The organism is Wolbachia endosymbiont (group A) of Ancistrocerus nigricornis (assembly GCF_947250785.1).
GTDB classification, from domain to species: Bacteria; Pseudomonadota; Alphaproteobacteria; order Rickettsiales; family Anaplasmataceae; genus Wolbachia; species Wolbachia pipientis.
Genome location: NZ_OX366348.1, coordinates 365,753 through 391,671, shown reverse-complemented (window position 1 = coordinate 391,671; position 25,919 = coordinate 365,753). Strand labels below are relative to the sequence as shown.

Below are 25,919 nucleotides of genomic sequence, written 5' to 3'. Positions count from 1 at the left end.
TTTCTCAAATGCCAGATTGCGCTCGAGTTCTTGCTACCTGCATCATTAAATCTTCTGATGAACTTTGTGGTATTGTGCTCAGTATCTCTGTCTTCTTCGTTCTCTCCGCCAGTATCGACATTAATATCTCTTGGGCTTGTTTTGCGTTTACATCCTGCTCAATAAATTCTCCTATCTTCTCTGGCATCTTTGACAAATTACACAATCTTATTACCTCTAATACTTCCTTGCGGCACCTCTCATAACCTATTCGTTTTGATTCTTCCATTAACTCATCAGCATCGATGGTGTGGCCCTTATAGTTAAATTCAGCTTTACTCATATTGTTTCTCCTATCTATAAATTCAGAATATGTTATCACTTCATCAGCAAGTCCAATCTCTATTGCTTTCTCACCAAAATATAGCCCTGCTTCCGTTGATTTGATTTTTTCCGTGGAAAGATTCCTATTTCTTGCTACAAGCTCGACAAACATCTCATATAGGCGGTCTACTTCATCTTGTAAGCTTTCCACACTTTCTGATGTTATCGGCTCATGCGGATTTAAATCGTTCTTTCGACTTCCAGCAAAAACAGTTGTATATTTTATCCCTTGCTTTTCATCAAATCCACTTTGATCAATGTGACTTGCTATTACTCCTATGCTTCCAACTCCCGATGTTCTGCTTACATACACCTTTTCAGCGCTAGAAGCTATAGCGTACGCAGCAGAGTAAGCATCATCATTTGCTATCGCCACAATCCTCTTTTTTGTCCTTGCTTCGTAAATAAAGTCCGAAAGGTCGAATAAACCGTTTACTTCTCCTCCGGGGCTGTCTATGTCCAAAATTATTGTTTCTACTTCTTCATCTATTAAAGCTTTTTCTATCTCTTCACGTATCTTCTCATACGATGTCATCCCCAAAATATCGTCAAAAGCCTCTGAATTCTTCGTCAAGATTCCATGTACTTTTATTCCCCTTTCATTATTTCTTACTGCATGTTTTATGTTTTTAAAAATCGACTGCTTTCCTGCTTGTAATGACAATAGATCAAAACTTCTTTGCTCCATCATTACCGGTCTGTTCAGCCACATTGCTTGTTGTTTCATGTCATTTCCGCAAAACTACTTTGTACATCAGAATCAAAACTTAAACCCAATTCACTCGCACGTCTTTGATCTTCAGCAATTTCCTGGTCTATTTCCTCTACATCATAACCAAGTTCTGAAACCACTTCTGACCTGCTCTTAAACCCATTCCTTACCGCCATTTGCTGTGCTTGCTGGTCTTTTAGCGGATCTACGTAAGCACACCCTTGCGGTATCCATTTTACCTCTTTTGCTGTTTCTTTTGCCCAATTTTCACCTATGTCCAGTTCTCCAGAGAGTAGTGCTAATTCTAGCCACCTATCCCATACTGGCCGGCAAAGCTGAAATACTACCACGTTATGCTGTAACATCGCGCACCTCCGGCGAAACTCTATTAATCCTGCTCGGATTGATGAATAATTGACACCACTTAGATCTCCTGTTAGCTGCTCATACGTTATTCCTATGCCTACTGCTATTGCTCTGAGCTGCTGTTTCATGAATGCTTCATAACTTCCTCCAACATCAGATGGTTCCGAGAACTTGATATCTTCTCCGGGATCAAGTAATTGCATAGTCCCAGGTTCTAAGCCTGACAGCGCTACTCCATGTTCATTATTCTCTCCTTCTCCCATGATGTTCGCTTCAGGATCAAGTCTCGTAATAAATCCCGCAAACATTGCTGCAGTCTTTTTTCTGACTAATTCCGCATCATCGTATTGATCAAGTTCATAGAGCTTTAACAGTACTGTAGAAAGCCACGGTACTCCTCGAATCTGCCCAGGTCTTAGTGGTCTGTAGATATGTAAAACATCATTTGCTGGTACTCTCACTGATTCGCCAAACGAGCCTTCACCTGGATGTTCTCTAAATAGGTAATACGCCTCTCTTTGCCCCAATCGGTTAAATTCAATGCCGTTTCTAATTACATTACCGTTGGCAAGGGTTTGATTGCTCTTATTGTCTAAATGCTCTGATTCAAGTACTTGCAGTTGCAACGGCACACAAAGACCATCTTCTCGTTTTCTTGTTCGGAGTCTTACAAAACATTCCCCTCCTTCTATCATACTTCTGCATACTAGAGCTTGTAACCCATAAAAATCACTTGCTCCGCTACTGTCTGCTTCATCTGTCCATCTCAGCCATAACTCTTGCACTTTTTTCCGAAACTCTGCATCTTTCGCCTTTGACTGCGGCTTTATTCCTGTCCCAACGCAATTACTCACTATCGTATCGATGATGTTTGCTGCATAGGAATTCTTTCTTACCATGTCACGAGAGCGGCTACGTAGGTGCTCAAGGCTCTGAGAAAGCAAATTGTTTATACTTCCTGACTCTGGTTGAAAGTGCAATAATCTTCTTCCTGAGCCTGACGCATCCCATGCTGAACCTTTAGGCTTTGGTGGTTTGCGGAATAATTGTTTAAATGATTTCAATAACATCACGATATCCAAAATCTTTTCAAATCTTCTAATGTGCCGTTGAATTTATTTCTATCACACGGTCCAATCCCTTTCACTAAATGCGGCTCTTCCCCACTTTTTCCGTCGGTATATTGCCATAAAGCCCACTCTTTCCATCCTCTTGGTAACTTAGGTCTACGTCTCCATCTTGCCACCCACAGTGGACATTTTGTTAAAATCGGCGTAGCGAAATCATTTATAAAGTAAGGACTTCCATAAATCAGTGGCAAACGACCTGTGACTCTATAAACCCTGTTAACGAAATCCTCTGCTTGTTTTGGCGTTATATTGTTTCCTCCGTTGTCTTTGATATCTAGGGCTAGCAACACTTTAGAACTCTCTCCGACTACTTCCAGAAAATGCTCAGCTTGGTCCTTTCCGTTTGCTCCTATGCCAAAATGATATGCACCCCAAAGCAGTCCTTTTTCTTCGGCAGCTTTCCTTCTTTCTGCATATTTAGGATCCACATACTCTAGCCCTTGCGTTGCTTTATGAATGATTCCTAATATTTCATCTTCTTTCGCTAACTTAAAATTTACACTTTGGTTCCAGTGGGAGAGATCTACAATTACATTTTTTATCATTTGGGGCTCTTATTTTGTTATTTGTGCAACAGGTTGCTGCACTATTTGAAATTTCAATGAGTTGTTGGAGAATTTTGGTCAATAGGCTGTTGACATTTTGTGCAAAAGGTTCCTGCAGATAATATTTTATCCCAGTCCACATCTTCAGCCCTAATCAACTCTGCGCCATCAATATCACGTTCATTAGCAATTTTTGACAGTTCTATATCTTCCTCTAATGCTTCCCTTACTAGACTTACTAAAACTTCTTCTGCAGTCTTGTTCTGCTATATCTTTGAGATATTTCGCTAATTCACCTTCAAAGCTCACGTTAACATTTAGTTGATTTTCAGCCATTTTATTTAACCCCTTTATCTGTTGAAATCACAATCCTGCGCTTCGGCTTTATACCTGCAACTTTCAGCTCAGCTTTGATTCGTTGTCTTAAGTCCAATAGATCTTTTATCTGAACTTCTCCATACCTAACCACATGGTCACCATATGCAATCGATACTACTCTTTCCCCGCTCTGTAGCTTCTTTATCGCTTCTTCTACTTGATCTAAATATTCTTGGCTATACATCAACTTTTCTCATTCAACCATTGACTTCTTCTCACTCTTTTTGACTTTTTAGTTTTTTCACCTACTAAACTCTCCCATTTACTCTCTGGCCAACGATCAATCCCCAGGGCAATAGATGCAGCTCTTGCGTAAACTCTGCAATCTAGTACTTCATTTCGGTCTCTTATCTTTTGCCACTCTTGTTTGGTATATCCTTTTACTACTTTGGTAATTAGTTGCTCTGCGGTTAGCTGCTTAAAATATTCAGGTGGATACTCTGGAAAATGACAATACCCCGGCGCCCCTTCTGTTAAAACATTAAGTAATTGGAAAAGCTCGGACTTCAATATCGATACCCCAACTGGCCACAGCTTCATTCCTCTCTTTAGCTTTTGTCCTCCAACTGTTACATCAACTCTACTTGGGCTGTTAAGCGGCACTAGCGCTTTGTTTGCCCCTTTTACTGCCATTACTCTTCCAGAGCCTTGATGACTTCTTACCCAATTGCATACCTCCTGCGTTGCATACCCAGCATCAACCGCCATCATGCTTATCATATATTCAAGACCATTTTCACCGATAAAATGATGATTCAAGAGCTCTGAAAGTTTTTCCCATACTTCTCCACTTCCAGTATCACCTTCTAATACCTGGTAGTCTATTGACCAACTCTCGCGACCCATACCCCATGCTACTACTTCTGCTTCTAAGCGGTCTTTTTGTACATCAACCCCTGCCGTTAACACTATTTTTCCACCTTTTGGCACCATGCCTATCGGAAAATTTTCTCGACGCTCAAATAGTTGCTTCCAGTCTGGTACTTCTCCTTTGTCTACCCAGGTTTCTCCCAGCGTGGTGTTGATCCAAACTTTTAGTAATTGTTCATTTTCTTTACTATGCAGATAATCTTCTACTGCTTGTTTCCAACTATACCAGCCAACTGGGCTATACAAGCTCGATAGATGAAACCCTATTTTTCCCCCTTCTTTTGCCTCTTTTTTTCCCTCTTTCCCTGTAGCTCTCCATTCTCCACGGGCTAGCATCTCTGTTTTCTGATGATTTTTTATTTCTCCCCTACACTCTATGCAAACGTAGTGCGCTGTTGCTGGATTCTTTTCTTCCCACTTTATTTGTGGCCATTTCAGCACCTGATAGTAATTACAATGCGGACAAGGAACAAAAAAGTAACGTTTGTCTGAACTCTCAAATTCTTTTTCTATTCTGCTTATTCCATGAATCGTCGGTGTTGAAACTAAAAAGATTTTTCGCCGCGTAAATGTATTAGTTCGGGCTATGCTGAGTAAAACTGGATCTCCTTCTCCTCCTGAATCTCCTGGATATGCATCTACTTCATCTAAAAAAAGATATTTTACCGGCATAGAGCGCAGACCCACTGGACTATTGGCACCTGTTACTACTACCGTTCCTCCCGGAAACTCTTTGCTCTGCACAGTATTGCCTGAATCTCTCGACCTTGGATCTTTTATTTTACTCCTTAAACATGGCGTATCTTCAATGAGCGGCGCAAATCTTCCCTTTGACCAACGCTTGCCCATTTCTACTGTTGGCTGTACTACTAGCATTGGTCCCGGTGTTTGGTCGATAATATAGCCGATCCAGTTATTCCCAGCTTCTGTTCCGCCAATTTGTGCTCCTTTCATGAATACCACTTTTTCAGCCGGTGAAGACGAGGAAAGTGAATCCATTATTTCTCTAAGGTAGGGTGTTCTCTCTGTTCTCCATTTTCCTGGTTCTGATGATGCTATCGTTGAAAGTTGACGATTTCTATCTGCCCACTCTGATACTTTTAGCGTTAGATCTGGCCTTAATCCTGCATAGAAACTACTACTATAGATCATTTGCTGCAATTGTTGTACTTTTAAGGGAAAATGGTATTTTTTGTCTGCACGCTGATGCCTTACTTAAAATCAGTATTGCAACTAATATGTTTATTAAACCTATCAAGTGCTTCCTTAGTATCATTGAAATGTATTTTCCACTAACTCTTCCAACGCAGTTCTGATTTCCTCAGTTAATGTTTCATGGATCTTCTCTGTGTCATTTATCGATGCTAGTAACGCTGAAACCCTATCTGGAATGTTAAGCAAATTATTACGGACAACTCTCGCAACATTAAATGCTTCAGTCTTTACTTCTTCTACTGAGATAAGTTCACCAATCTCAGCTTTTGCTTTTGCCTCGAGCAGTTTTCCCCGCTCCATCTCGTTTTTAATTCGGGTTTTAAGCAACATCGTGGAAAGATCATTATTTCCTCTTTTTTCCCCTTCTTCTCCACCTTTTCTCCTCAGTGGTTGACTTGGATCTCTAATTGCTTCTATTGCTCTATTTGCTTGTTCTCGGTCAATTAATCCATCTTTCAGCTCAACTATTCCTTTCTTCACTAAATAACAGACGTATTGCTTTGAAACTCCCAGTTCTCTTGCCCATTCTGTCTGCGTTACTTTCGCCCCTCCTCCTTCCACTTTTTTCTCCCTTCTTTTACTGTTTTTCTTCTTGAATTTGCGCAAAAGTCTTGCCTGAGCTGGATAGAATAGCTTCTCTGCCTGTGTATACCTGCCAACGTTTTATGGTCACATCTACAAACGTAGGATCTAGCTCTATCGTTCTACAGATTCTTCCTGTCCTCTCACATGCAATCAATGTACTTCCAGAACCACTAAATGGATCAAGAACTATATCCCCTGGTCTACTGCTGTTTACTATCGCTCTTTCCATTAACTCCACTGGTTTCATCGTTGGGTGCAGTGAGTTGTATGTTGGCTTGTCGTGAAACCAGAGATCACTTTGATTACGTCCCCCATGCCACTCACGTTTATTGCCATTTTTCCAACCGTAGAGTATTGTTTCGTATTGTCTTTGATAATCAGATCTTCCTAGCGTAAAATGATTCTTTGCCCAAATTATAAATGTCGACCAACGACCACCTGCTTCTTCAAATACCTTTTGCAGCGTTGCCAGCTCGGATGATGATGCACAGATGTAAATTGCACCTTTGGTGTACGCTAAAACGTGAGAACAAATGTCATACAGGAAAAGTTCGTATTTTTCACCTTGATCATCGTTTAGTATTTTTTTGTCTTCTCTTTCCTGACTGTCACCATATGCTACGTTATACGGAGGGTCACACACGGTAATATCTGCCATTTTATCGTCTAATACCGCTTTAAATGATTCAACCAGACAACTATCACCACAGTAGATTCGATGACCACCTAAAATCCACAGATCCCCTGGTTTTGTTATTTTTACCTTACCGGCTAAGTCGGAAAAATCTTCTTTTTCACTGTTTTCTCCATCTAAATCATCAAGAAAACGTTGAACCTTTTCCAGCTCAAATCCAGTCATTTTTAGGTCAAACTGCAAATCTTCTAACTCTTGAATTTCCAACTTCAAAAGATCATCGTCCCACTTTGCCCAGTTAGCTGATTGATTTGCTAGTAACCGAAAAGCTTTGGTTTGGGCTTCACTTAAGTTATCACTGAGGACTACTGGAATACTCTCCATACCCAGTTTTCTTGCTGCTTTGAGGCGTAAATGACCATCAACCACAGTGCCATCGCTTTTTGCAACTATTGGAATACGAAACCCAAATTCCCGAATAGAGGCGCACATTCTGTTTACTACATCGTCATTCTTGCGAGGGTTGCGCTCATATTCGACAAGATTTTCAATAGGATAGTAGTGTGTTGCTAAGTTCATATTAGTGTATTAAATTGCTATGTTTAAATTCTTAACAAAAAGTTAATAATCAAAATACGTCTGACGCTAGAGAGGACCCGTGGTTTCGCTCCCAAATCAGCCTGGCTGTGGGGAAGGACCCACTTTCTATGGGATGTTTAGCATATTAAAATCTTTACTAAAATTATTAACATAGAACATCAATGCCAAAGCATCGGCTTCATTATCATCTTGAGGAATAAACCCTTTTCCCTTTACAGCTTCAATAACTTCACTTTTACTTGCATTGCCCTTACCGGTGATAAAGCGTTTTATCGTCTTGACAGGTACACCTTGATAAGGTATATTGTTTTCCTTGCACCAAGCTGTTAAATGAGCTAGAAAGCCTCCGTAGCAATGAGCAGCATCAGTTCCAAGGTGTCTTCTTACTTCTTCAAAATACACTGCTTCAATATCTGAAAATCTTTCCCTCATCTCATTGAGCCACCTACGAAAATTTAAGAAGTGCATGCCACCTGGCTTTGTTGCATCGCTAGCTATGATGGATTAAAGATAAAAAAGATAGGGAATATCAGTAGCTTATTATTCTGGTATTTATAACAAGAACGGTCAGTGAATACCTAAATTTGAGTAAAAGAAATTTCACTACCACTCACTAATCTGGCTAAAATTCAAGAATTTCAATGCTTTAGCTATTTTCAATAGAATTAAATTTATTAATATAAATAACAAATTACTATTCTTAAATTTGATCAGATTGATTGCAAAAAAACAAGATTTTCAATAGGTTGCTTATAATCCTAACTATAGTTAGCCTTTCATAAGTAGCGATGCAACAAAGCCATTCCACCTCCGCTGAAACGATTACCATGAAAACTTTCACTCCCACTTTGAATTACTCCATCTGTAAGAATAGCCCAGCCGGTTTGTTTGCCAAGGTCGAGTGTGAGGATTGACATTTGCTATTATTTAAAACTATAAGTAGCGCTAAATATCGTCTGGTTCCTTCAAAATACGCTATGAATGGGTTTTTGTTGGCCAATGACAAGAATCTTATGCTACCTACCTTAGTTAGGACTTGCTATTATATATATTCACCGATTTTACAAAAACTGTTCACTTTTTTTTAATTTTTCTTTGCAAAGCGTAAAAAACGTGCTAAACTCACCTGTGAGTTTGCTATACAGTAATAGAATTGCTAAGAATGCCATTTATTCGAGTTCTAAGGGGTATTATATGCGTTCTTTGGTAATAGTAGTATTTGTACCCTAAAGTTGCATCTAGCCTTAAAACAAAGTTTTTACCTCATCTAAAAAAATACAAATTCTCAATTACGTAACTTACCAAAAGCCTAAATTTCTTTTGCTTCCTTCAATCTTTTCTACTCTGTTTATTTGCCGACTTTTGTGTTTGAAGCACATCTACACTCAATGCCCCTATACTCCGGATTTCTCACCACTTTTTCCGGGATTTTCTGAAAAAAAGTTAAAATAATTTGAATGCAGCTCAGAAATTAAAGAGAGCCTAAACTTTAAGAACCCGCTAAACGGAAGTCCGACCTCCTAGACACCTTACTATTTGAGTTGTTTCCATTTTGGAAATAACTGTTTACTGGAGCTGAGAAGAGGTCACATGAATTTTTGATAAAACAGATATTCCCCTCTATCCAGCTCATTAATAAGTTATAATAGCCCTCTAAAGACGTTTTAAAGAATTTAGTTGCAGTAGAGACAATTAATTGGTTAAATTCCTATTGATGATCAATGGTTTGTTTGTAAGTTATAGGAGATAGATAATGGATGAGAATAAGATTGTATTTTATACTACTCCAGGTGGAAATATAGAAATTGAAGTTTTATGCAGAGATGAAAATCTTTGGCTTACGCAAAAAAGGATGGCTGAATTATTTGATGTACAACTGCCAGCTATTAGTAAGCATATCAAGAACATATTTGAATCTGGTGAATTACAGGAAAAAGAAGTTGTTTCCACTTTTGAGGTAACCGCTGCAGACGGTAAAAATTACCCAACACAACTTTACAATTTAGATACAATTATAGCTGTTGGTTATCGAGTTAATTCTAAAAAAGCAACATTATTCAGAGTATGGGCTACAAAAGTTTTGAAGGATTTTATTATCAAAGGATTTGCTTTAGATAGTGAACGACTAAAAAACGGGAAAAAGTTTGGCAAAGACTACTTCAATGAATTACTTGAAAAAATCAGGGAAATACGAGCATCCGAACGTAGATTTTACCAGAAGATTACCGACATTTATGCCGAATGTTCTGCAGATTACGATCCAAATTCAGAAATAACAAAACAATTTTACGCAAAAGTACAAAACAAATTATATTGGGCAATTTATGGTTTAACTGCAGCAGAGTTGATATGTTCTCGGGTTGATCACAAAAAACCACATATGGGGCTAACTACATGGAAAGATGGTCCAGGTAAAAAAATTCACAAGAGTGATGTAAGTATTGCGAAAAATTACTTAACTGAAGAAGAACTAAGTGAACTAAACCACATTGTTTCGATGTATCTAGATTATGCAGAACTTCAAGCAAAAAAGAATCGGCTGATGAAAATGCAAGACTGGGCTGAAAAATTGGATGCATTTCTATTGTTCAATGATTATGAAGTACTTAAAGATGCCGGTAAAGTTAGTGCTGAAGTTGCAAAAGCCCTGGCTGAAGGAGAATACGAAAAGTACAGAGTTATACAGGACAAATTACATGAATCTGATTTTGATGAATTAATTAAAGCAAGTAAAGAAAGTGAGAAAATAACTATCTAACTACAACAAAAACCAGCTTGTAGTTGAGTTATCTGTGTTTGACATCTTGTTTACCACCTTTTGTTTTAATTTTAAGGGGGGTGAAAAATTGTGTGCGCCAAGAAGTGCGTAAGGAACAGTTGGTGAAAATCCAACACGGGTAAAGCTTAGCCGGCAACCTGGAACAAACCATTATGCTGCGTAAGGTAACGAGCGTAGTAAAGCTAATGGAATGGACAACATAGGGTGCAACGAAAGTGAAGGTATTGAGTCCCGTAATTCACGCGTCATGGGGGCTGACACTTTACATTTGGTGGAAGGCAACATGGGTAATAACGCTAAGGCAAGATATTACTCACCTCATCGGGATCGAAGGCCGCGTCATGTGTTGAGATGGACCTTACGTGAACTTGGGAGATCCTTTGTATTCCTGTAAGGGTACTCTGGAACAAGTCAATAAAGGCGAGGACTGGAGGAAGATGCAAAGGAAGTCGGACTAACTGATAGTACTCGGAGTGTGGGAAAGCCACATACAAGGGGAAGCGGTTAGCAATATAGTGACTGGTATAGGGATTGCTATACCAATACAACAGAGATTGGAGGAGTATGCAAGGAAAACTAAACCAGATAGCAGTAAGGGCTAAGCAAGATAAGCGAGTAAAATTTACATCATTAGTTCATTTGATTAATGAAGAGAATCTTGCAGAGTGTTATAAGGAACTAAAACGCAACAAGGCTTGTGGTATAGATCGTGTGAAAGTGGAAGCTTATGGAGAAAATCTAGAAGAGAAACTTAAAACACTAGTGGATAGTATGAAGAGAAAACAATATCAACCGCTACCAGTGAAAAGGGTATACATACCCAAAGCCGGGAGCAAAGAGAAGCGCGGTCTCGGAATACCATCAACGGAAGATAAGTTGGTACAGGTAATGCTAAAGAAGATATTAGAAAATATTTATGAAGCAAACTTTATGGACAGCTCGTATGGATTTCGACCAGGAAGAAATTGTCATCAGGCGATAAACGCTCTAGATAAAGCAGTTATGCACAAACCAATTAACTATATTGTAGAAGTGGATATCAAGAAGTTCTTTGATAATGTTCAACATAAATGGCTAATGAATTGTCTAAGGGAACGAATAGCTGACCCAAATTTATTGTGGTTAATAAAACGATTTCTAAAGGCAGGAATAGTCGAAGTTGGATGTTATAAAGCAACCGATCAAGGCACACCACAAGGTGGTATAGTAAGCCCTGTATTAGCTAATATATACTTACACTATGTGCTGGACTTATGGTTTGAAAAGAAATTTAAGCCAAAAGCCAGAGGATATTTACAGCTAATAAGGTTTTGCGACGATTTTGTAGTTGGCTGCGAGAGGGAAGAAGACGCAAAAGAATTTCTAGAATTACTGAAACAAAGACTAAGTAAATTTGGGTTGGAAATAGCTGAAAATAAAACAAAAATAGTAAAGTTTGGTAAGAAAGAATGGTATCAAGCAGAAAGAGAGAAACGTAGGACGGCTAGCTTCAACTTTCTAGGATTTACACATTATTGTGGAAAAAGTCGTAATGGTAAACTTATGATGAAGCAGAAAACTTCAAAAATAAGCCTAGCCAGAAAGATTAAAGAAATCAAAGAATGGTTGAAGATGGTACGAAGTCGTATCTGTCTCAAAGATTGGTGGCAGAAACTTAAAGCCAAACTAACAGGACACTATAGCTACTTCGGAGTTAGCGGAAATTATCGGTGTTTGATTCAATTCTATCGACCGGTAACAAAGTTAGCATTTAAGTGGATAAACCGACGTAGTCAAAAGAAAAGTATGGATTGGGAACAATTTATACACTATTTAAAAGTAAATCCATTACCAAAACCAAAGGTATATGTTTCTTTATACACAGGAGCACTAGTGTGAACGCTGTATTGTGGAGCCGTGTGCGGGAAATCCGCAAGCACGGTTCTTTTGGGGAGACTATGGTTATGAGACCAAATCGCTGGTTTCAAGGTCATGAGTCTCTACCAGACCCCCTCCCTTCAGAAAGCCCTATATCTCTGCTTTTTTTGACTACTACAAAAGAAGCTTTTCTGTTGGAGACGTAAATAAACTTTGCTCTTTGTCTCCATTTTAAGCAGCAATCAAATTTTACGAGCTTCTGTCTCTTCTTCTATGGCAGTAACTTCAAACTTTTTTCCTTTAGCTTCATCTACAATTTGCTGATAAAGATTGTTTCATCACTGAGAGTTTTGCAATCAATTGCTCAGAGGTTTGCAATAAAAGTTGTTGTATTCTCATATAGTCTCCATTAACCCCTTATACTCACCACAAGTTGTTCAATCTTTTTTGAAAAATTTTCTTTGCAACCAACAAAAAAACATGATAGACTAGCTTTAGGGTTTTTTGTAATAAATAAAAATTTGAGATAAAAAATAATTTAGAAATGCCTCATAATCGATTTTTAAGCTACCTTACATGAGCAACTTAGGTCTTGGTGGTATAATTGTACCCTGAAGTCGTAGAATCGTTTTAAAACCGCATTAGCAGACCAACGTTTATTTGAGTTTTATCAGCATAAAAAAAAGATGAGAGTAAGAGCCTTTTAAAAACGCACTAATTGTATTTTTCATTAAATGTAAATATCTTAATAATATTTTGTGGCAGCCTTTCTGGACTTCTTTCTTTTTGCTGTTTAAGTTATTGTACTTTATTTGTATTTTACTATTATTTTATATTATCTATTATTATTTATTACTATTATATATATATAATATATAAGGGTTTTAGGAACGTAGAATCCGCTATACTGGCTGACTTCAGACACATAATAACTAGGAACACTTTTAGGAATAGAGGGCAAAAGGTTAGGATTCAAGCGATCTTTAGCTTCCTAGTTTCTCATTACTTATTTAGTAACCAAGGAATCAGGAATATAATTCAACCATTTGATGTCTTATCCCTTTTTAATTGAAATCATAACTTATAATAGGGTTGTGGCTCCGAAGTTAGATTGAGTAGATGGTAGATTGAATAGAGAAAATAGGGCAACTCTAAAATATTTAAAGAGCCACCCATAAAGAAAGACTTATCCTAACATTAAATTTTGCCTATAGCTAAAATCTTCAGCTCCAAGAGTGAACTTTCCTATACCACAAGCAAATGGTCCAGTTGGAATGTCAAGCCACTTATCCTCTTTTGCACCTGTAGACATTCCTTTAACTAACTGCTTTGCTTGTAAAAGTTCCTGAACTATACGCTCTAGTCGATCTCTTCCCATACTGTGGAAAATCTCAGGTAGCCTATGCCGTTGTTTATATACTCCTGTGCTTCCTGTGTGAGTAAATGGGTGTCCTGCAACAGCAGATCGTGTAATTGCATCAGTAAGACATATTTTAAGGTCTTTTTCACTAGCATTTTTAACTGTTAGTTGTATTGTTATATCTTCTAGTAGCCCTGTTTCCTGATTTCTTAGGTAAGTTCTTACAGTGCGATCAGCTAAACCATTGGCCTTCACAACTGCCCCATGAAACAAAGCATTCTGTCTTGGTGTTTCTCCTACTGCCTTAAAGATTTCTAGCCTAGCTGTATTTTCTATTGGCCAAAAAGCGTATGAGCATCTAACACCATTAACAAGAGCAGAGGTACCTCTAATTGCATCGCGTGCTTGTTCAGCAGTTAATATTGGTTTTTCTCCTTTTGGCTTTCTCATGTGATGAGCAGTAATTATCGAAGCTCCAGTACTACATGCTAAATCAGATAATAAGCACATTAGATAATCCCCTACAGCAGGATCAGCATTTATATCTGCATGGATAAATGAAGCAAGTGGATCAAATACTATCAATTTCAGATCTTTAATTTCCTCGAGCTGTTTCATTACGGATTCGAATTCAGGAGAAACTTCGACGATTTTACCACGAACATTTCTGAGTATTGTAAGTGATCCTCTGACGTTTGGCAGTGGTACAATAAATAATTTATCTTTATGTTTCAACCTTTCACACTTAGGGTCGAGTCGTTCTAAGCGGCGGTGTATCTCACTTGCATCATCTTCTGCTGAAAAAATCACTACTGATCCATGTTCAGTAACAAGTGAACCAAAGCCACACATCTGATCCTTATCACTTGCAACCTTAAGCGCTAGGTCAAGAAGAAGCATACCTTTGCCTGTATCTCCCATTGCTGCTATTATTGAAGTAACACCTAAAGGAAATAGACCTTCAACAAGAAACTTTTGCTCTGGTACCGGACCTACAAAGCGCTCTGCACTCCAATCTAAAATGTTAAGTGGCTGTTTTGTGGATCTTTCTAAACTTTTCATATTTGAAGTATCAGTAGCTGGAGTATCAATAGTAAGCAACGGAGTTGAAGCTAAAAACTCTTTGACATCTATACCTTCCTCTACACAATCAGCAGCATCCCATTTCTCAGGCTTACCTCGAGGAATTTCAAGCACAGCAAGTGATGCAACTCCGATCTCTAAAAGCTTTTTTTCAGCATTTTTTGCGTATTTATTACCTGCTTCATCATTATCTGGCCAAATGATAATATGCTTACCTTTAAGTGGTGACCAGTCTGTTTTATCAATTGGTGCGTTTGCTCCAGACATTGCTGTTGTTGCTGTGATACCTTGTTCTATCAGCGCTTCTGCACATTTTTCCCCTTCAACCAGAACAACTTTATCAGACTTTAAAATACTTGGTATGTTATAGAGAGGTCTTACTTTTGGCGCACCATACCGAGATTGTTTAACATCAAAAGGCTTATATTGCTTTTTTCCTTTAGGAGGATCAGAACGATAAATTTTTACAATGACCTGACCATTTTCATCATAATAATTCCAACTGTGGGTAATAAATTTCTCGAAGTCTTCGTCAGCCTTTGCGCATTTCTTGTTATATCCAAGACATTCACTTATAGAGGCCATCACTTCACAAAAGTCTCTCTTTGTATCTTTTCCCTGTGCACCTGCCCAAATATCAAGAACATCACCTTTCTGCCCAGTTGCAAAATCCTGCCAGAGTCCGGCTTTTCCACCAGTTAATGCTACTCTGAGGCTTTGTCCTTTGTTACCATGCACATCACCTATTCGGAATTCATCTCCATGAAAAGTTCCCCTTGGGAATAAATAAGAAAGGCATGATCTTATGTTTAATAATAGTTGTCTTTTTATTTCTTCTACATCAAATTGCTCTAATGGTTCTACAGTATTATTAAAATCATAATATTCATCATTTAAAGTATTTTTTTGTTTGACATCAGTTAAAAAATCTTGTACCATAAGTTGAAACTCCTTTTAAGATTAAGCGTTTGAAAGGTTTTTGAGTAAGGCTGTTTTGATTGGGGTCTTACTCTTTCATTATGTAAGTAAAAACTACGGTGGGGGTTCTCTTGGCAAAGCTTGAAAAATATATTAAGAAGTAAAGGAAGTCAGTTCAGGTGGAAAGTGAGGTTTTAGTATCTTCTTTCTTTTAAGGAAAAATACTCTATTATAATTCTACTACATTTTACTCACCATGTCAACCACTTAGTTTTTATTCTGTTGATATATTTAAAATAAATTAAAAAAACTAATGTTTTCTTTCTGCTATATAATTCATAATGGTGTCTTTGATAGAAAACCCTCTACTATATATATACCGGGTTTCTTATGACTTTTTCTGAAAAAATTAAAAACTTTTTTCTTTGGAGGAGTTTGACCTACCTATTAATGATAATCTTTTCAAGCCATCTGTAAAAATGAAAAGTTTCTGAAAACGGCAATTACTTTTTGGTTCATGAATAGAATTATTAAAGATGCTTTTTATTCAAATTTTAAAGGGCATTACAGGTGCTAAAGGGTACAGTTTAAAGTGGAATCACTTTAAAACGTAATTACAGGCTTTTTGCCTACCAATGAGACATAAAGTACGAAATATAAATCTTTGTCTCTATTTTGAACTATTAGCGGTAGTTAGCTGGTTCTTTACATTAAATAACTCAGCTATATTATAGTGCATTTTTTATATTAACTAAATCTCTTAATTGATCGTTGTTAAATTCTGTAATCCAACTCTCGCCACTACTTATAGTTGGGTTTGCTAATTCCTTCTTGCTTTGAATCATCTCATCAATACGCTCTTCAAATGTACCTGTTGAAAGTAGCCTGTACACCATGACATTACGTTCTTGCCCGATACGATAGGCCCGATCTGTTGCTTGTGCTTCCACTGCTGGATTCCACCATAAATCGTAATGTATTACATGGTTTGCCGCTGTTAAATTAAGCCCTGTTCCACCAGCTTTTAAAGACACTATAAGAATGTTGGACTGGAATAAGTTTTGAAAGTCATTAATCATTGTATCACGTGCTTTTCTAGAAAGTCCTCCATGTAAAAATGGCACTTCTGATTCAAACCTTTCTTCAAGTAGCCTAGCTATAATCTCACCCATTTCAGTGTATTGAGTAAATATCAATGATTTTTCTGCAACTTCACCAATACTAATCAATATTTCCTCAAGCATCTGCATTTTACCGGATTGTTCAATACTCGCACGCTTTTTCTTGCCAAACTGTGATGGATGGTTACAAATTTGCTTTAAAGCATTGATAAGTTTAAAGATTAGTCCCTTACGTTCAATCCCTTCACTTTTTTCTATCTTCTCCATAGTTGTATCAACAACCTTTTGATAAAGCGCTGTTTGCTCTGAAGTGAGGGAACAATAACGATTGTTCTCAATTTTATCTGGTAAATCCTGAATAATGCTTTTATCACTCTTAAGCCTACGTAACATAAAAGGGCTAGTGATTTTCATAAACCTTTCTAGACAAGTTTTATCTCTTGCTTTTTCAATCGGTGTTGCAAAGCTGCTTTTAAACTGCTTAGGAGTACCAAGATAAGATTTGTTGATAAAGTCAAAAATGCTCCAATACTCAAGCAACCTATTCTCAACAGGCGTACCACTCATAGCTATCTTATGTTTTGCTGCAATAGTTTTAATTGCCTTGGTTTGTTCGGTATTAGGATTTTTTATATTTTGTGCTTCATCAATCACGAGCAAAAACCAGCGAATTTTATTAAGTTCTTTTTTATCACGACGTGCAAGACCATAGGATGTTAGAGCTACATCATAATCACTTGCCAATTCTCGATTTTGTCCGTGATAGACGAAAAGCTTTAATTCTGGTGCAAAACGTTCCATCTCTCGTTGCCAATTACTTAATATGCTTGTGGGAGCTACTACCAAGACTCTGTCCCGATCCAAAAACCCTGTATTTTTGCAACACAGAATAGCTGCTATAACCTGTAATGTTTTACCAAGACCCATATCATCAGCAATTATGCTACCAAACCCGTTTTCTATGTTCTGTACAAGCCAACTAAATCCACGTTCTTGATATGGGCGTAGTTGTGCTATTAGATTATTTGGTGTAGTAACAGGTGTGTAAGTATTAAGTTTATTAAATAAGCTTGTAAGCTGCTGGTCAAATGCTACTTTAGTTTCATTTACTTCTCCTGTTAGAGCAGCTTGCATAAGCTCTGCTTGACTTAAATAATCAGGCAATTTATCAAGTTTTTTTAATAAAGCTTCTACCTCTTTGTCATCCAAAAGGACGTACTGATCGACTATTCGCACAAGCCCTCGGGAATCTTTTAGCAATTTTTTAAATTCTGTAACGCTTAGTTTTTTATCTCCTATTGCTACTTTCCAATCAAATTTCAATAAATTTTCCAGCGTTAAAAAGCTTTCGCGATCTTCTTTTATTTTATCTTTAGTAGACAAATTAAGACTTAATTGTGGTTTTAAGATTTTTTGTAAAGATTTCGGCAAAATAACTTTGATGCCTATTGCTCTTAGTACAGGCAAGATATGCAAAAATAATGGTGCAAAATTATCTAAATTAAATGATAATGTGCTATTATCGTCAATCGACTTTTCTAGTTCAGGTATATATTCAGACAAAAGTGCAAGATCAGATAAAATACTAAGCTTTACGTTTTGATTAGAGAGTGCTTTTTCCAGCTTGATGAATGACTTCTCATCATCCAGTGATAACTGTACCTCAAGTTCAAATTTTTCATGGTGATCTTTTATCATTAAATAGAGTTTGTAAGGTTTATCTGCTAAATAAAGACGTGAAAGCCAGAGATTAATTGCTTGCGGTATTTCCTTGTTGCTAAACTCAGTAAACTTGTATGGTCTTCCAGTAAAGAATAATTCAAAGATGGATTTATCTCTATGCTTATCCAGTGATGCAGGAAAGTTATCTTCTATATACCCTAAAAGGATGAGAGAGATAGCAACATTTACTTGTTCCTCTGGTTCCATAACGATTTCTTGATATTTAATCAATAGAGGCGGACAAATAGATGATATCTTGCTATGAATTTCCTTAACTGACTCATTAAACAACGCCGGAATCCACCTAATTATTACTTCTCCTCTTTTGTTTTGTAATACTTGTGGTATTAGCGCTGACTTTTCCATTAGCATATGTGCAAACTGTGAAATCATATGCATGAAGCGAAGTTCAGGGTTAAGTTTGTGGAGTAACGAACTAGGAATATCATTTAAAAATCGTGCTACATCCCTCAATACATTTCCACTGAGCCTAAATAAATTAGTTGTACCATTGCTCACTTGAGTAAGGTAATGCTGATCATCAATGAATAGTTGAAATGTTTGCCAATTCTCAATATTTCCCCATCTTCTTCTAAGAAACTCCTAAGAACCTTCTTCATCTATCGGCTCCTCTTTCATTAGTATATAACCAAATTCCTTTGCTTTTTTAGTCAAATTTTTGACTACTCTCTCTTTGTAGAGTGTTTCATAATAGTTCATTCCTTTTTCTACATATTCTTGTCCATATTTTAGCATATTATAAAAAATACATGCTAATTTCCTTGCTGTAGCAGTGATCGCTTTTGGTATCCCTAGTCGCTTCTTTAACCTCCTGCAGTATGCACCAAGTGCAGTGTTGCTTCTTGATACACAATGAGCAGCAAGTAGCAAGGCAGTTGCAGCACGATTAACAACTTTACGAGTTCTTGTTCCAATAATTTTCCCTCCTGTAATTTTATTAGCAGGACTTAATCCGAGTCAGGAAGAAAAATGCTTTTCTGTCCTCCATTTATTGTGATTTATACCTGTTTCTGAAATGATAGCCTGTATACTTAATACATCAAGTCCTGGAACTCTAGTAAAATCCATCCCCGTTATTCGATATAAATCTTCATCTACGGCAAAATCTGGACTATTCTTCTGTTTTCTCTTTCGTGTCTTATTCAATGCCCTGTTCTCATTCGACTTTGTTTCAAATGTTTTATAGTAATTTTCTATACTTTTATCACATCCCGTTATTTGCTCTTGAAAAAAAGTATATGCTGCATATTCTTGTTTTAGCACAAACAAGTGTTCCTCTCTATAATCACCAGCTAACGCTTTTGCTATAGTAGACTGATCATTTTTTATTCGTGCATCCCTGAATTTAGCCAATTTCTCAGGATCTCTTTCGCCTTCAATTATAGCTTCAATGATTTTCATACCAGTTATCCCAGTAATATGACTAATAACCTTGTGTAATTGAATATTCATTTGAATTAGCGCTTTTTGCATACGTTGAGTATGTTTAGCTGCATTTTCAATTAGATTAGCACGTTGTCTAACGTAACTACGCAGTACACACATTTGATTATCCGGTCTAAATGATCCTTGAAGCAGTCCATAGCTGTGCAATTGTTGCAGCCATTGACAATCTTGAACATCAGACTTTCTACCAGGCACATTTTTGACATGTCGCGCATTTACTAATTTTACTTCAAATTTATGTGATTCTAATATTTGAAATAAGGGAATCCAATATACTCCAGTTGACTCCATGGCTACAGTTCTAACCTGACACTTTTTTAACCACTTTGCTAAGTTGTGTAGATCTACTGTAAAGCACCCAAATTTTTGGATACGTTGTTCATCTCTTCCTTCAGGTACACATACATAATGTACAGTCGAGCCAATATCAATCCCTGCTGCATCAAGGTTTATTGTTTTTAATTTACTTTTTGCTTCTGCCATATAAAATCCCTCCTATATTATTATGATAAGAAGCACTTCAGCTTGGGACGGTTAGGTTATACAATCTTCTAAACGAGGTAGCCCAAAAAGAACTCCATCAATGGTTTTACCATTTCCCCCAAAACCATGCTTTCAAACGGGCATTTATAGCACCATTGATTGTTTCGGTTATAGCTGCAGAAGCGCTTCTTCATAACACTATACCCAAAGAACATAAAGTAAAGAGGGAGTTTCTTTTTGGTTTTACAGATTTTATCTGTTCTGGGCTTTTAAGAAACAAGTAGAGTTATATAATTTCTTAAAAGCTCACAATATAAGTCTTCATTTAGATGGTGCGAGAATATTTAATGCTCATGCTGAAACAAATGTTGCTTTAGCTGACTATGCTAAATATGTAGATACAATGAGCTTTTCTTTTACTAAAGGACTTGGAGCTCCTTTTGGTTCAATGCTTATGGGTAAAAGAGAGATAATTGAAAAGGCTAAGAAGTTACAGGTTTGGTTGGGGAGTGGTTATCATCAAATTGGGTACTGCGCTAATGCAGCAAAATATGTACTACAGAATAATATCTCTAGGCTTAAAGAAGATAATAAGCTTGCTAAATTGTTTGCAGACAAGATTAAAGAAATTCCACATGTAAAGCTGATACTACCTTATCCAGAAACTAACATAGTAAGCTTTAGTATAAAAGAACTAAATGTGACTAATGAGTTTTTTTTGAGTAAATGCCAAGCTTATGGTTTATTGCTCTTTCCTTGGCTCGAATCTCATATAAGAGCAGTTGTTCATCTTGGCATAGAGGAAGCAGACATAATAAATGCTGCTGAAATTATAAAGAAGGTTGTATTAAATTTAGTATGAGGGTAAAAATAGATTTCTTTAGCGATTCAAACACTAATCCTTCATCTGAAATGAGGGAAGTAATGGCTAAAGCAAAAGTTGGAAATGAAGCTGCATGTGAAGATCCAACTGTAAACGAATTAATAGAAACCACATGTAAAATATTAGGTAAGCCAGCAGGAATATTTTTGATTTCGGGAACGATGTGTAATGTAATTGCTTATAAAGTGCACATTCAAAGACCTGGTGATTATTTGTTACTCGATGAAACTTCGCATCCATTAATAGTGCAATCTGGATTAATTGCAGCCCAGGCACATGCCACTCCTTTACCTATTAAAGGAACAAGAGGAATATTTACTGGAGAGCAAATCGTTGAGTTTATTACTCGTCCTAGCTTAAGGAATGTTCCAAAAGTTGGGCTTGTTTCTGTCGAACAAACAACGAATTTTGGTGGTGGAGCTGTGTGGCCTTTAGAGTATATTCAAGAGATCTCAAGTCTCTGCAAAAAGAACGACGTATCCTCTCATTTAGATGGAGCAAGGCTGTTCAATGCTTGTGCTTATGCTAAAATATCTCCAAAAGAATATGCAAATTATTTTGATTCGGTGTTTATTGATTTTAGTAAGGGATTAGGCGCTCCAATGGGTGCAGTATTGGCTGGAAGTGAAGAGTTTATTGAAAAAGCTTGGTACTATAAGTTTCAAATTGGCGGAGGTATGCACCAAGCTGGCATTATTTCAGCTGCATGTTTATATGCTCTCAACAACAACATGAATTCTTTAATAGAAGATCATAAAAAAATGCAGCACCTTATAAAAGGTCTTAGCTCTATAGATCAAGTTATAATCAATATTGACCTATACAAAACTAATATAGCGTATTTCTCATTACGTACTGATTGTATATCTGCTCAAGAATTAATAAATATACTAATGACAAATTATGGAATTAGGATGGCTAACATAAGAGGTAAAATCAGAGTTATAACACATAGAGATATAAGCTGTGAAGATATTAATACTACTATATCTACTATAAGAAAGATACTGAATAGGTAATTTCGATTGTTATCAATTTTCTACATTAATGGTTTGCAAACTTCTTGTAAAACAATATTATACCAACATAGTATTATGCTAGTATTTGCATGGGACTGTTTGGGGAATAGGTGTGAACTTTGTTTTCTTTCAATATTTACTATTCTTTTTTGGATATGTGCTACTTTACTTCTCAAGGCAGAGTATACCAATTGCTCTACCACTGTTAATAGATACTGACCATATAAAATTAAGCTATTTTTTTGCCTGCTTTTCTTTTTTTTATGGAGTATCAAAATTCGTTAATGGAATAGTCATGGACTCCAAAAATAATCCATTATTTATGTTTGGGCTATGCAATATTGCAACTGGATTATTAACCATTGGTATAGCTTTATCATATAATAATCTAACTTTATTACTGTTAACATTAATATTATTAGCTTGGACACAAGGGTTAGGTTGGCCAGCTATTACCAAGTTTATGGTTACAAACTCTAGTATCTCTTCAATTGCATCATCATGGGGAGTTATGAGCGCATCTCAGCAACTTGGTTCTTGTATTACTTTAATTGTATTACCAAGTATAATCAAAATATATGATGCAAAAAGTGCATTTTTGTACTCTGGTCTCTTATGCTTACTTTTTGGAATTTATATAATATTAAAAGCATATTACGAAGAAAGTGCCAACTTTACTACCTATTATAAGGTGCAGAAATCTCAGATAGGTATCAAAGTGAAAAGTTCCATATGGTTTCTATGTTGTGCTACTTTTTGTGCTTATATTATAAAAATGGGAATCTTCTTTTGGTTTCCTATAATTTTAAAGGATAAATTACAAATTTCTCTTGTACAATCCTCACTAATAACAGGTGTATATGATTTAGGTGGAATCCTTGGAACTTTAATCACAGGAAGAATTAGTGATATGTATTTCTTTCAAAATAGAAGCTTGCTGGCATTACTTTACATGTTGGGTATAGCACTCACTTTTATTGCAATGAACTTTTGTCAAAACATAATTCTTATGAACCTTGGCGCAATCTTATCAGGATTTTTTATATTTGGAGTGCAAGTACTGACAGGTGTTATAGCTGTAGAAATTGCTCCACAAAATAATGTATGTGCAATTGTAAGCTTGACAGGATTATTTGGGTATATTGCAAGTTCAATATTTTCATGTGTGGTTTTAGGAGTACTTGTTAAGCACTTTGGTAACAGTATTATGTTTTCATTTTTTTCCATTTGCTCTGTTGTTGCACTCGTTTGCTTTTCCATACTATCAAGCAAAGACCTTAAAAAACTAAGTAAAGCGGTGTAGAAAACATTTCTCAACAGTTAAGCTTTGTAGATAGATTTTTACCCAGGGAGTAAACGTTATAACCATATCCTAGTAACAATTCATTATCTAACAAGTTACGAAAGTCAAAGATATTAGGTGTAGCCATCACATCCTTTAAGATTAAAAAATCTTGATTTTTAAATTCCTTCCACTCCGTTAACAATAACAAGGCTTCTGCGCCCCTTGCAGCTTCTATAGCGTTATCCGCGTACTCTATATCCTTTAGAACTTGCCTAGCATTATTCATTCCCACTGGGTCATATGGAGTAATTTTAGCGTTGTTATTCACTAACAATTTTGCGACATCTATAGCTGGACTATTTCTTACATCATCAGTACCAGGTTTAAAAGTTAGCCCCCATATCGCTATTTTTTTATTTTGAGCTCCATTTAGAGCATATTCTACCTTTTTAGCGATGTTTGTTATATGATTATAGTTAGATTCCTTAACTGAATTTAAAATTTGTAGCTTGACATTATGATCTTCAGCAATCCTTATCAAAGCTGACAAATCTTTAGGAAAACAGGATCCTCCAAATCCTGGGCCAGCTTTTAGAAATTCCTTACCTATTCTATGGTCCATCCCCATGCCATTAGCTAAAAGGTCGATGTCTGCTTCTAACATCTCACATAAACCTGCCATTTCATTGATAAAAGCAATTTTTGTTGCTAGAAAGGCATTAGAAGCATATTTAATCATTTCAGCTGTAACTGTATCAGTGACTATTAACGGAATATTCCTATCTGTAAATGATCTATATATAGCTTCTAGTTTTACTCTAGCTCGCTTAGTTTTTACTCCTATTATTATTCTATCTGGATATAAAAAATCTGATACTGCAGAGCCTTGCTTGAGAAACTCCGGATTAACTCCCAAATCAAAGTTGTAGCCCTTATTAGATAAATAATTATATATATTTTTTGTAGCACCAGGAGGAATAGTTGATTTTATAACTATTAAGCAATCTTGATTAACTCTCTCAGAAACTTTACTTATTGAATTATATACATTCTTTAAATCCGCATTTCCTAAGGAGTCTGATGGAGTATCTACAGTTACAAACACTACTTCTGTGTTGGGATTTATTTGAGAATACGAATCGAAGAATCTTATCCTTTGTAACTTTATATTATTCTCTAAATAGTCTGCTAATCCAGGCTCATATATAGGAATTTTTCCTAATTTCAATAACTCAATCTTCTTAGTATTTATGTCAATGCAATCAACGTTATGACCCTGCTCTGATAACATTGCACAAGATACTAAACCTACATACCCTATTCCTATAATGGTTATATACATCTTGTCATCACCTTAAAAATATCCTAATGTAGCTCAACTGCTTAAACATTTAAAAAGAACATCATTAACAATTAGAGTCATAAATTTTTACTCTAGCGTTGCATACATTATTTTTCTTAATTACTTTACTTTCTGAATAAACTATAAACAAAGTCGATGGTATTAATATTAAAATACCATACAAAGCACTTTTATCAGGCAACTCATTAAACATAACATATGTTACTATTGCAGAAATTATTAGCTCTATGTATCTATATGGTGCAAGTGCAGTAGCATCTGCAAGAGTAAAAGCTTTTAATGTGAAGAACAGAATTAGATTTGAATTAATTCCCAAAATCAGTAGTAATACTAATTCTAACAAGGAAGGCAAATGCCAATAAAACAGCAAAGGCACAGTGGAAAAAATAGTTGTTGTTAGAGCTGAATAAAATAACATACTTATTACGGACTCTTTTATTGCGAGTTTCTTATTAAGTATGTCTAATATAGCAAAGATTAATGTAGATACAATAAAAATAAGAATTTTAGGATTAAAGTCTTCACTATAAGCTTTGGTAGTAATAGCAATACCAACAAAGCCAATAACAGTTACTGACCATCTTTGCCAAATTATATTTTCATTTAGTAAAGGGATTGCAAGAAGTATAACAAATAATGGTATAGAAAAACTTATAATTGTTGCAGTTACTATGGGAAAAATAGCTAACCCATAGGTCCACAAGGTTATTCCAACAAATAACAATACTCCTCTAGTTATCTGAATAGATATTTGACTTGTTTTAAAAGCTTCTCTTCCATAGTAAAGCATAAAAGGTACAAGGGTAATAGTGCTAAATAAAAAGCGGAAAAAGATTACTTCAAAACTTTGGAGATGTAAACTTAGATATTTTGATATAGTATCATTAGCTACACTACTAAATAAACTAAGTATAAACCAGATAACTCCAAGTAAATAAGCTCTTAGTCTGTAATCCACAAAACTCCTAATTTAATATACAAACTTCCATGATGTGCTCATATAACTTCGCTGCAAAAAAGGTTGATAGCATACAGGCTCTCTTCTACTTACTGTTCTAACCATATTCACAAATTTTTGCTAAAAGTAGCATTAGAAGTATTATACAAGATATGTCTTTAATTGCATAATTTTAATAGATTTAGAATAGAGATTATCTGAGCAGGGAGTTACTGACTGATTT

17 protein-coding genes and 4 pseudogenes are annotated in these 25,919 nt (G+C 36.2%); 6 read left to right on the top strand and 15 right to left on the bottom strand.

What is annotated here, in order from left to right; genetic code table 11:
• Positions 1-4: 4 nt before the first annotated feature.
• From OOK90_RS02010 to OOK90_RS01965, 10 genes and pseudogenes are all read right to left on the bottom strand, one after another.
• Entirely contained in the window at positions 5-1,090 is a 1,086-nt protein-coding gene (locus tag OOK90_RS02010) for a S49 family peptidase (RefSeq protein ID WP_209473016.1), read from the bottom strand.
• Positions 1,087-2,511 carry a phage portal protein gene (locus OOK90_RS02005; protein WP_264706052.1) on the bottom strand — a complete coding sequence of 475 codons (1,425 nt, stop codon included), beginning with the start codon at positions 2,509-2,511 and terminating at the stop codon, positions 1,087-1,089. The genes OOK90_RS02010 and OOK90_RS02005 overlap by 4 nt, the downstream gene beginning before the upstream one ends.
• Positions 2,511-3,116 carry a glycoside hydrolase family 25 protein gene (locus tag OOK90_RS02000; RefSeq protein ID WP_264706051.1) on the bottom strand — a complete coding sequence of 202 codons (606 nt, stop codon included), beginning with the start codon at positions 3,114-3,116 and terminating at the stop codon, positions 2,511-2,513. The genes OOK90_RS02005 and OOK90_RS02000 overlap by 1 nt, the downstream gene beginning before the upstream one ends.
• A 183-nt stretch (positions 3,117-3,299) precedes the next feature.
• Positions 3,300-3,452 (bottom strand): hypothetical protein, encoded by a 153-nt coding sequence (locus OOK90_RS01995; RefSeq protein WP_244663091.1) that lies wholly within the window; start codon positions 3,450-3,452, stop codon positions 3,300-3,302.
• Position 3,453: 1 nt separating this feature from the next.
• On the bottom strand, positions 3,454-3,678 hold the full coding sequence (locus OOK90_RS01990; protein ID WP_264706169.1) for a gpW family protein: 225 nt from the start codon (positions 3,676-3,678) through the stop codon (positions 3,454-3,456).
• On the bottom strand, positions 3,678-5,516 hold the full coding sequence (locus OOK90_RS01985) for a phage terminase large subunit family protein (protein WP_264706168.1): 1,839 nt from the start codon (positions 5,514-5,516) through the stop codon (positions 3,678-3,680). Before OOK90_RS01985 ends, OOK90_RS01990 begins: the two co-directional genes overlap by 1 nt.
• A gap of 120 nt (positions 5,517-5,636) precedes the next feature.
• The gene (locus OOK90_RS01980; protein WP_209473021.1) at positions 5,637-6,140 is read right to left on the bottom strand and encodes a hypothetical protein; all 504 of its coding nucleotides are present in this window, start codon (positions 6,138-6,140) and stop codon (positions 5,637-5,639) included.
• A gap of 16 nt (positions 6,141-6,156) precedes the next feature.
• Positions 6,157-7,377, bottom strand: a complete 1,221-nt coding sequence (locus OOK90_RS01975; RefSeq protein ID WP_264706050.1) for a DNA modification methylase — start codon at positions 7,375-7,377, stop codon at positions 6,157-6,159.
• A 126-nt stretch (positions 7,378-7,503) separates the two neighbouring features.
• Positions 7,504-7,872 (bottom strand): annotated as a pseudogene (locus OOK90_RS01970) (crossover junction endodeoxyribonuclease RuvC); the annotation flags it as partial.
• 314 nt (positions 7,873-8,186) lie between these two features.
• Positions 8,187-8,315 (bottom strand): annotated as a pseudogene (locus OOK90_RS01965) (Holliday junction resolvase); the annotation flags it as partial.
• 836 nt (positions 8,316-9,151) lie between these two features.
• Here OOK90_RS01965 and OOK90_RS01960 point away from each other — a divergent pair.
• The 3 genes from OOK90_RS01960 to ltrA all read left to right on the top strand — a co-directional run bounded on the left by OOK90_RS01960 (position 9,152) and on the right by ltrA (position 12,055).
• Positions 9,152-10,156 (top strand): virulence RhuM family protein, encoded by a 1,005-nt coding sequence (locus OOK90_RS01960; protein ID WP_010962468.1) that lies wholly within the window; start codon positions 9,152-9,154, stop codon positions 10,154-10,156.
• Between the two features lie 494 nt (positions 10,157-10,650).
• Entirely contained in the window at positions 10,651-10,779 is a 129-nt protein-coding gene (locus OOK90_RS01955; RefSeq protein ID WP_255324786.1) for a hypothetical protein, read from the top strand.
• Positions 10,742-12,055, top strand: coding sequence for a group II intron reverse transcriptase/maturase (ltrA, locus tag OOK90_RS01950; RefSeq protein ID WP_264706049.1), 1,314 nt, complete (start codon positions 10,742-10,744; stop codon positions 12,053-12,055). The genes OOK90_RS01955 and ltrA overlap by 38 nt, the downstream gene beginning before the upstream one ends.
• Before the next feature lie 1,165 nt (positions 12,056-13,220).
• Here ltrA and OOK90_RS01945 read toward each other — a convergent pair.
• The 3 genes and pseudogenes from OOK90_RS01945 to OOK90_RS01935 form a co-directional block, all read right to left on the bottom strand.
• Positions 13,221-15,416, bottom strand: a complete 2,196-nt coding sequence (locus tag OOK90_RS01945; RefSeq protein WP_006280189.1) for an AAA family ATPase — start codon at positions 15,414-15,416, stop codon at positions 13,221-13,223.
• Between the two features lie 707 nt (positions 15,417-16,123).
• Positions 16,124-18,757 (bottom strand): DEAD/DEAH box helicase, encoded by a 2,634-nt coding sequence (locus tag OOK90_RS01940; protein WP_264706047.1) that lies wholly within the window; start codon positions 18,755-18,757, stop codon positions 16,124-16,126.
• Between the two features lie 84 nt (positions 18,758-18,841).
• Positions 18,842-20,188 (bottom strand): annotated as a pseudogene (locus tag OOK90_RS01935) (IS110 family RNA-guided transposase).
• Positions 20,189-20,450: 262 nt separating this feature from the next.
• Between OOK90_RS01935 and OOK90_RS01930 the strand changes: the two are divergent.
• From OOK90_RS01930 to OOK90_RS01920, 3 genes and pseudogenes are all read left to right on the top strand, one after another.
• Positions 20,451-21,050: pseudogene (locus OOK90_RS01930) on the top strand (threonine aldolase family protein); the annotation flags it as partial.
• Positions 21,047-22,090, top strand: a complete 1,044-nt coding sequence (locus OOK90_RS01925; protein ID WP_174516730.1) for a threonine aldolase family protein — start codon at positions 21,047-21,049, stop codon at positions 22,088-22,090. The pseudogene OOK90_RS01930 and the gene OOK90_RS01925, both read left to right, overlap by 4 nt.
• Before the next feature lie 112 nt (positions 22,091-22,202).
• Positions 22,203-23,393 carry an MFS transporter gene (locus OOK90_RS01920; RefSeq protein ID WP_264706046.1) on the top strand — a complete coding sequence of 397 codons (1,191 nt, stop codon included), beginning with the start codon at positions 22,203-22,205 and terminating at the stop codon, positions 23,391-23,393.
• 10 nt (positions 23,394-23,403) lie between these two features.
• Here OOK90_RS01920 and OOK90_RS01915 read toward each other — a convergent pair whose 3' ends face one another.
• Together OOK90_RS01915 and OOK90_RS01910 are read right to left on the bottom strand one after the other, a co-directional pair.
• Complete coding sequence (locus OOK90_RS01915; RefSeq protein WP_264706045.1) at positions 23,404-24,717, bottom strand: UDP-glucose dehydrogenase family protein; 1,314 nt, start codon at positions 24,715-24,717, stop codon at positions 23,404-23,406.
• Between the two features lie 64 nt (positions 24,718-24,781).
• A complete protein-coding gene (locus OOK90_RS01910) occupies positions 24,782-25,696 on the bottom strand; it encodes a DMT family transporter (RefSeq protein ID WP_264374127.1) in 915 nt (304 codons plus the stop codon).
• Positions 25,697-25,919 lie beyond the last annotated feature (223 nt).